Raw genomic sequence first — 7,742 nt, forward strand, 5'->3', positions numbered from 1 at the left:
GCAGGCTCCAGAAGTCAGTCCATAGGAAGATATAGCAAGTGACTGAAATTAGTAGTGTTGTCATGAATCGCCAATGAGCGCTCCCCGCTCACATAGATGCCCGCTATGCCTGCAATCCGAACCCTGCATCCCGGTGCGACACCGGATCGGCGACAATGCACCCCATGCTCGACGCACCCGATACCGCCGTGCTGGCGGTCAACCTAGGCACGCCCGATACGCCGACGGCCCCCGCCGTACGCCGTTACCTGGCCGAATTCCTGTCCGACCGCCGCGTGGTCGCGATCCCGCCACTGCTGTGGCAGCCGCTGCTGCGCGGGCTGATCCTGCCGCTGCGCAGCAGTCGTTCGGCGGCCAAGTACGCCCAGGTCTGGCTGCCGGATGGCTCACCGCTGATGGTCCATACCCGGCAGCTGGCGCAGGCGATGCAGGCCCTGCTGCCAACCCTGAAAGTGCGCCACGCAATGCGCTATGGCGAACCGGCCCTGGCCCACGAGCTCGACCGCCTCGCCGCCGAAGGCGCACGCCGCATCGTGGTGCTGCCGCTGTACCCGCAGTACTCCACCACCACCACCGCCTCGGTCGAGGACCGCGTCGACGCCTGGCAGCGGCGCAACCCGGGCGTGACCGTCAGTCTGGTACGCGACTACTCGGTCGACCCGGGCTGGGTCGAGGCCGTTGCCGGCTCGATCCGCCGCTACTGGGAACAGCACGGCCGCAGCCAGAAACTGATGTTCTCCTTCCACGGCATCCCGCAGCGCCTGGCCGACGCGGGTGATCCGTATCCGCAGCGCTGCGAGGCCAGCGCGCAGGCCATCGCCAACGCGCTGGGCCTGGGCAAGGACGACTGGCAGATGGGTTACCAGTCGCGCTTCGGCCGCGAGCGCTGGCTGCAGCCTTACGCTGAGCCGAGCCTGTGGGCGTTGGCCGAATCCGGTGTGAAGCAGATCGACGTGGTCTGCCCCGGCTTCGCCACCGATTGCCTGGAAACGCTGGAAGAAGTCGCGATGGGCTTCACCGAAACGCTGGCCGAACGTGGCGCGACGATGCGCTACATCCCCTGCCTCAATGCCGAACCGGAACACGCGCGCGCCCTGGCACGACTGGCCGTGGCCTCGCTGGCATGAGTCTGCAACCCTTTGAACTCGAGGTGGGCGGCACCCGCGTCGCCGGCCTGCGCAACAGCGGCGACGGCCCGCGCGTGCTGGCCCTGCATGGCTGGCTCGACAATGCCGCCAGCTTCGTGCCGCTGGCGCCGCACCTGGCGTCGCTGCAGCTGGTGGCGATCGACCTGCCCGGCCATGGTCACAGCGCGCACCTGCCGGCCGGTGCCAGCTACACCACGGCGGCCGCGATCTGCCACGTGCTTGATGTGGCCGACGCCCTGGGCTGGGACCGCTTCAGCCTGCTCGGCCATTCGATGGGCGCCGGCATCGCCAGCCTCACCGCCTCGGTCAGCGACCGCGTCGAGCGCCTGGTGGCGATCGAAGCTCTCGGCGGCCTGCGCGGCCCCGAAGAAGAGACCGCCCATCGCCTGCGCGAGCATGTGAACGCCACCCGTGCGTTGGCGCGCAAGCAGCTGCGCGTGTTCCCCGACCTGGCCGCGCCGATCCGCGCACGGATGATGACCAACCAGCTCAGCGAACCGTGCGCACGACTGCTGGTCGAGCGCGGCGTGGAACCGGTCGAAGGCGGGTATCGCTGGTGCAGCGATCCGCGCCTGATGCTGCCCACCGCGATCCGCCTCAGCGAGGGCCAGATCGACAACCTGCTGCAGGCCATCGCCTGCCCGACACAGGTGATCTATGCCACGCCGGCGCAGTCGTATTATCCCGAGCCGATGCGCAGCGATCGCCTGCAGCACCTGCGGGATGGCCGGCTGGCAGTGTTTCCCGGCAACCATCACCTGCACATGGAAGATCCGGAACAGATCGCAGGCGTGATCCTGCACTTCTTCAGCAACGACAACGCCGGCTGAGCGCAGGCGTCCGCGCGCTTCACTCCGCGCGTTTGCGGCCGATACATCAGTTGCGGGCCCCTGCGCCCGCTGCACGCGGGCCCGGTCGGTCCTGCGGCATGTGTCTGGTTCTGCAAGGAAGTCCGCATGCCCGCTCTGCTGCACCGTCACCCACAGGATGTGGCCGCGGTGTCCCGTCTCCGCGTCGCTGATCGCGCCGCATCCCTCGAATTCCCGGCACCCGCCCTCGTGACGCCCTGCTGCGTGCGTTGCGGCGTGCTCGTTGTCGTCTGCTGACCCAGGAGCCTCCGATGTCCATTGCATCCGCCCGTCCCCCCGATACCGCCCGCCTGTCGCACCTGCAACAACTCGCCCGCGGTGCTGACCGCCGCCTGCTGACCGGCAGCGCGGCACTGGCCGTGACCGGGCTGGTGCTGGCCCTGCGCGGTCCGCACGGTGTGGCCGCCGCGTTGGCCGCGGGCGCTGTGCTGCCCGCCTTGTGGCTGGCCGGTCCGCTGGCAGGCCGCGGCATCGCCCGCAACGCCCTGGCAATCCTGGTGGCGCTGCAGCTGGCCCTGTTGTCCGCGATCACCGGCCTGTCGCCGGCGTTGCCGATCGCCCTGCTGCTGGGCGTGCTGCTGGGCCATCGCGATCGTCTGCCGGTGTGGCTGGCCGGTAGCATCGGCACGCTTGCACTGCTGGCCCCGCTGCCGGCCGGTGCTGCGGTGGGGCCGGCGCTGCTGCAGGCCGCGATGCTGGCCGGCCTGACCCTGTTCCTTGGCCAGGTCGCACTGCGGCTCCGCCAGCAGACCGAAGCACTTGGCCACGGTCCCCGCCGGCTGGCCGCGCTGGCGCGCGACATCGCCACCGGCGCCGATCTTGGTGCACATGCTGACACCACCGCCTACGCACCGGGTTCGCTGGCCCATGCGCTGGCCGACACCGCACGCCATGTGCAGGCCCAGCGTGGACGCGAAGCGGAGGCACACGCCGAGAACGCGCAGATCCGCCAGGCCCTCGATGCCTCGCGCACCGCGATGATGATTGCCGACAACGATCACGTGATCCGCTACGTGAACCGCTCGGTGGTGGCCCTGCTGCGCAACCAGCAGGCAACGTTGCGCCAGGCCTTCCCCGATTTCGATGCCGAGCGCCTGGTCGGTAGCAGCATTCATCGCTTCCACGCCAACCCGGACCGGATCCGCGCCATCCTCAATGGCCTGCAGGTCAGCCACAACGGCAAGGTACAGATCGGCCCGGTGCACTTCGCACAGGTGGTTACTCCGGTCTTCGACGCACAGGGCGTGCGCCTGGGCTTTGCCGTGGAGTGGCATGACCGTACCCATGAGCTCGCCTTGGAGAACGCCGTCGCCGGCATCGTCGCGGCCGCCGCCGCCGGCGACCTCGACCAGCGCCTGCAGGCAACCGAAGGTGCCAGCTTCCTCGATGGCCTCACCGGTGGCATCAACCAGCTGCTGGATACGTTGGGCAGTACGGTTGACGAGGTGCGGCAGATGCTCTCGGCGCTGGCCAGCGGCGATCTCGATCGACGCATGCATGGCGAGTATCACGGCGCCTTTGCCGCGATCCAGCGCGATGCCAACGCCACCGCCGGCCAGCTGGCGCGCATGGTGGGCCGTATCCAGCAGTGCGCGTCCTCGATCAGCACCGCTGCCAGCGAAATCGCTGCGGGCAATGGCGCGCTGTCCGAGCGCAGCGAGCGCCAGGCAGCGCACCTGCAGGAAACCGCCGCTTCGATGGAAGAGCTGACTGCCACCGTGCGCCAGAACGCTGCCCATGCGCGCGAGGCGAGCCAGCTGGCGATCACCACCCAGAGCGCCGCCAGCGACGGCAACGTCGCCATGCAGCGGGTCGTCGACACCATGCAGGCGATCGAGGGAGCCTCGAAGCGGATCGGCGACATCACTGGCGTGATCGATGGCATCGCCTTCCAGACCAATATCCTCGCGCTCAACGCGGCAGTGGAGGCCGCCCGTGCCGGCGAGCAGGGCCGTGGCTTCGCGGTGGTGGCCAGCGAGGTGCGCGTGCTGGCGCAGCGCTCCGCCGCCGCGGCTCAAGAAATCAAGAAGCTGATCGATGAGGCAGGTCGCCAGGTGGGCGAAGGCGCCCAGCTGGTGGCCGATGCGGGCCAGCGGATGCAGGGCATTGTCGGGGGCGTTGAGAATGTCAGCCACCTGATGCACGAGATCTCGGCGGCCTCGCAGGAGCAGTCGGTCGGCATCGAGCAGATCAACCAGACCGTGGTGCAGATGGACCAGGCGACGCAGCAGAATGCCGCGCTTGTGGAGGAAGCCACCGCGGCCGCACGCGAGCTGCAATTGCAGGCGGGTACGCTTACCGAGGCGGTATCGGTGTTCCGCCAGCAGGAACCGCACGAGGTCTCGCGGGCCGCCTGATCCGGGCCTGCAGTTCCATCCCGGTCAAGACGGCGCCCGCAGGGCGCCGTTTTTTTTGCCTGCTTTTGCGTGATGGGTCAGGAAAGTCCGCTTCCGGACCTGCCGTGAGGAGCGACCAACCCTGGCTGGTGCCGCATCCACACACGGCGTGGATCTACTGTGCGCCCGCATGCCCTCGGTAGTCGCCAACCTTGGTTGGCGCTGGGGCTGCCCGCGGAGAATATCCACGCATGGCGTGCATCTACCGGCCGGTGTGCAGCTATGGCGGTGCCGGCCGGCGGCCGGCACTACCCGCATGTTCTGCGCACAAAGAAAAACCCCGCTGCGCAAGCAGCGGGGTTTTGGGTATAAACCCTGGCGATGACCTACTCTCGCATGGCTTGAGCCACACTACCATCGGCGCAGCTGCGTTTCACTTCCGAGTTCGGGATGGGATCGGGTGGTTCCACAGCGCTAATTTCACCAGGGAGGCTTTTGGAGAGTCGCACTCGTCCCGGTGGGACAAGGCGCCAGCCTCGCATAGTTCTTGTGACGTAGCGTGCACTTGGATGCTCTTACGACGTTGTCGTAAAGCCAAGGCAACTTGAGGTTATATGGTCAAGCCGCACGGATCATTAGTATCAGTTAGCTCAATACATTGCTGTACTTACACACCTGACCTATCAACCACGTAGTCTACATGGTTCCTTCAGGGGGCTTGTGCCCCGGGAGATCTCATCTTGAGGCGCGCTTCCCGCTTAGATGCTTTCAGCGGTTATCGCTTCCGAACATAGCTACCCGGCAATGCCACTGGCGTGACAACCGGAACACCAGAGGTTCGTCCACTCCGGTCCTCTCGTACTAGGAGCAGCCCCTCTCAAATCTCCAACGCCCATGGCAGATAGGGACCGAACTGTCTCACGACGTTCTGAACCCAGCTCGCGTACCACTTTAAATGGCGAACAGCCATACCCTTGGGACCGACTACAGCCCCAGGATGTGATGAGCCGACATCGAGGTGCCAAACACCGCCGTCGATATGAACTCTTGGGCGGTATCAGCCTGTTATCCCCGGAGTACCTTTTATCCGTTGAGCGATGGCCCTTCCATACAGAACCACCGGATCACTAAGTCCTAGTTTCCTACCTGCTTGATCCGTCGATCTTGCAGTCAAGCACGCTTATGCCTTTGCACACAGTGCGCGATGTCCGACCGCGCTGAGCGTACCTTCGAGCTCCTCCGTTACTCTTTAGGAGGAGACCGCCCCAGTCAAACTACCCACCATACACGGTCCCCGACCCAGATAATGGGCCCAGGTTAGAACGTCAAGCACGACAGGGTGGTATTTCAAGGATGGCTCCGCCACAGCTAGCGCCATGGTTTCATAGCCTCCCACCTATCCTACACAGACGAACTCAACGTTCAGTGTAAAGCTATAGTAAAGGTTCACGGGGTCTTTCCGTCTTGCCACGGGAACGCTGCATCTTCACAGCGATTTCAATTTCACTGAGTCTCGGGTGGAGACAGCGCCGCTGTCGTTACGCCATTCGTGCAGGTCGGAACTTACCCGACAAGGAATTTCGCTACCTTAGGACCGTTATAGTTACGGCCGCCGTTTACTGGGGCTTCGATCAAGAGCTTCGCCTTGCGGCTGACCCCATCAATTAACCTTCCAGCACCGGGCAGGCGTCACACCCTATACGTCCACTTTCGTGTTTGCAGAGTGCTGTGTTTTTGATAAACAGTCGCAGCGGCCTGGTTACTGCGACCCTCTTCAGCTATAGCTCGCACGAGCCACCAAAAAGGGTGCACCTTCTCCCGAAGTTACGGTGCCATGTTGCCTAGTTCCTTCACCCGAGTTCTCTCAAGCGCCTGAGAATTCTCATCCTACCCACCTGTGTCGGTTTACGGTACGGTCTGCGTAAGCTGAAGCTTAGGAGCTTTTCCTGGAAGCGTGGTATCAGTGACTTCGCCATAAAGGCTCGTCTCGGTGCTCGGTCTTAGAGGATCCCGGATTTGCCAAAGATCCAAACCTACCGCCTTTCCCCAGGACAACCAACGCCTGGTACACCTAACCTTCTCCGTCCCTCCATCGCACTTACGCGAGGTGCAGGAATATTAACCTGCTTCCCATCGACTACGACTTTCGTCCTCGCCTTAGGGGCCGACTCACCCTGCGCCGATTAACGTTGCGCAAGGAAACCTTGGGCTTTCGGCGTGCGGGTTTTTCACCCGCATTATCGTTACTCATGTCAGCATTCGCACTTCCGATACCTCCAGCAGACTTCTCAATCCACCTTCAACGGCTTACGGAACGCTCCTCTACCGCGCATACAAAGTATGCACCCCAAGCTTCGGTTCTGTGCTTAGCCCCGTTAAATCTTCCCCGCAGACCGACTCGACCAGTGAGCTATTACGCTTTCTTTAAAGGGTGGCTGCTTCTAAGCCAACCTCCTGGCTGTCTGTGCCTTTCCACATGGTTTTCCACTTAGCACAAAATTTGGGACCTTAGCTGTGGGTCTGGGTTGTTTCCCTTTTCACGACGGACGTTAGCACCCGCCGTGTGTCTCCCATACAGTCCGTCTCGGTATTCGGAGTTTGCAATGGTTTGGTAAGTCGCGATGACCCCCTAGCCATAACAGTGCTCTACCCCCGAGAGGATACATATGAGGCGCTACCTAAATAGCTTTCGAGGAGAACCAGCTATCTCCGGGTTCGATTAGCTTTTCACTCCTAATCACACCTCATCCCCTACCTTTGCAACGGGAGTGGGTTCGGGCCTCCAGTGCGTGTTACCGCACCTTCACCCTGGGCATGACTAGATCACCCGGTTTCGGGTCTACTGCCCGCGACTATGCGCCCTTATCAGACTCGGTTTCCCTTCGCCTCCCCTATACGGTTAAGCTTGCCACGAACAGTAAGTCGCTGACCCATTATACAAAAGGTACGCAGTCACTCCTTGCGGAGCTCCTACTGCTTGTACGCACACGGTTTCAGGTTCTATTTCACTCCCCTCTCCGGGGTTCTTTTCGCCTTTCCCTCACGGTACTGGTTCACTATCGGTCGGTCAGTAGTATTTAGCCTTGGAGGATGGTCCCCCCATGTTCAGACAGGGTTTCACGTGCCCCGCCCTACTCGTCTTCACTGAAATGGCCCTTTCAGATACAGGGCTATCACCTTCTATGGCCGCTCTTTCCAGAGCGTTTTCCTAGAACCAAATCAGCTTAAGGGCTAGTCCGCGTTCGCTCGTCGCTACTTACGGAATCTCGGTTGATTTCTTTTCCTCTGGTTACTTAGATATTTCAGTTCACCAGGTTCGCTTCCAGCAGCTATGTATTCACTGCAGGATACCCGCAAGCGGGTGGGTTTCCCCATTCGGACATTACCGG

General features: G+C 62.9%; 3 protein-coding genes and 2 rRNA genes (1 of these 5 cut by a window edge). 3 read left to right on the forward strand and 2 right to left on the reverse strand.

Annotated features, from left to right (window positions below; all coding sequences use genetic code 11):
• The first annotated feature begins 164 nt into the window (after positions 1 to 164).
• From hemH to QP609_RS20575, 3 genes are all read left to right on the forward strand, one after another.
• Positions 165 to 1,127 (forward strand): ferrochelatase, encoded by a 963-nt coding sequence (hemH, locus tag QP609_RS20565; RefSeq protein WP_046433311.1) that lies wholly within the window; start codon positions 165 to 167, stop codon positions 1,125 to 1,127.
• On the forward strand, positions 1,124 to 1,978 hold the full coding sequence (locus tag QP609_RS20570; RefSeq protein ID WP_032957858.1) for an alpha/beta hydrolase: 855 nt from the start codon (positions 1,124 to 1,126) through the stop codon (positions 1,976 to 1,978). Before hemH ends, QP609_RS20570 begins: the two co-directional genes overlap by 4 nt.
• A 290-nt stretch (positions 1,979 to 2,268) precedes the next feature.
• Positions 2,269 to 4,374, forward strand: a complete 2,106-nt coding sequence (locus tag QP609_RS20575; RefSeq protein ID WP_014648911.1) for a methyl-accepting chemotaxis protein — start codon at positions 2,269 to 2,271, stop codon at positions 4,372 to 4,374.
• 352 nt (positions 4,375 to 4,726) lie between these two features.
• Here the strand turns inward: QP609_RS20575 and rrf are convergent.
• Positions 4,727 to 4,841, reverse strand: a 5S ribosomal RNA gene (gene rrf / locus QP609_RS20580).
• 126 nt (positions 4,842 to 4,967) lie between these two features.
• Positions 4,968 to 7,742, reverse strand: a 23S ribosomal RNA gene (locus tag QP609_RS20585) (it continues 103 nt past the right edge of the window).

The organism is Stenotrophomonas sp. 8(2023) (assembly GCF_030345295.1).
Classification (GTDB): Bacteria; Pseudomonadota; Gammaproteobacteria; order Xanthomonadales; family Xanthomonadaceae; genus Stenotrophomonas; species Stenotrophomonas muris.

Coding starts and splice junctions, on each gene's coding strand:
- hemH (WP_046433311.1), top strand. CDS start 165: ATGCTCGACGCACCCGATACCGCCGTGCTGGCGGTCAACCTAGGCACG.
- QP609_RS20570 (WP_032957858.1), top strand. CDS start 1,124: ATGAGTCTGCAACCCTTTGAACTCGAGGTGGGCGGCACCCGCGTCGCC.
- QP609_RS20575 (WP_014648911.1), top strand. CDS start 2,269: ATGTCCATTGCATCCGCCCGTCCCCCCGATACCGCCCGCCTGTCGCAC.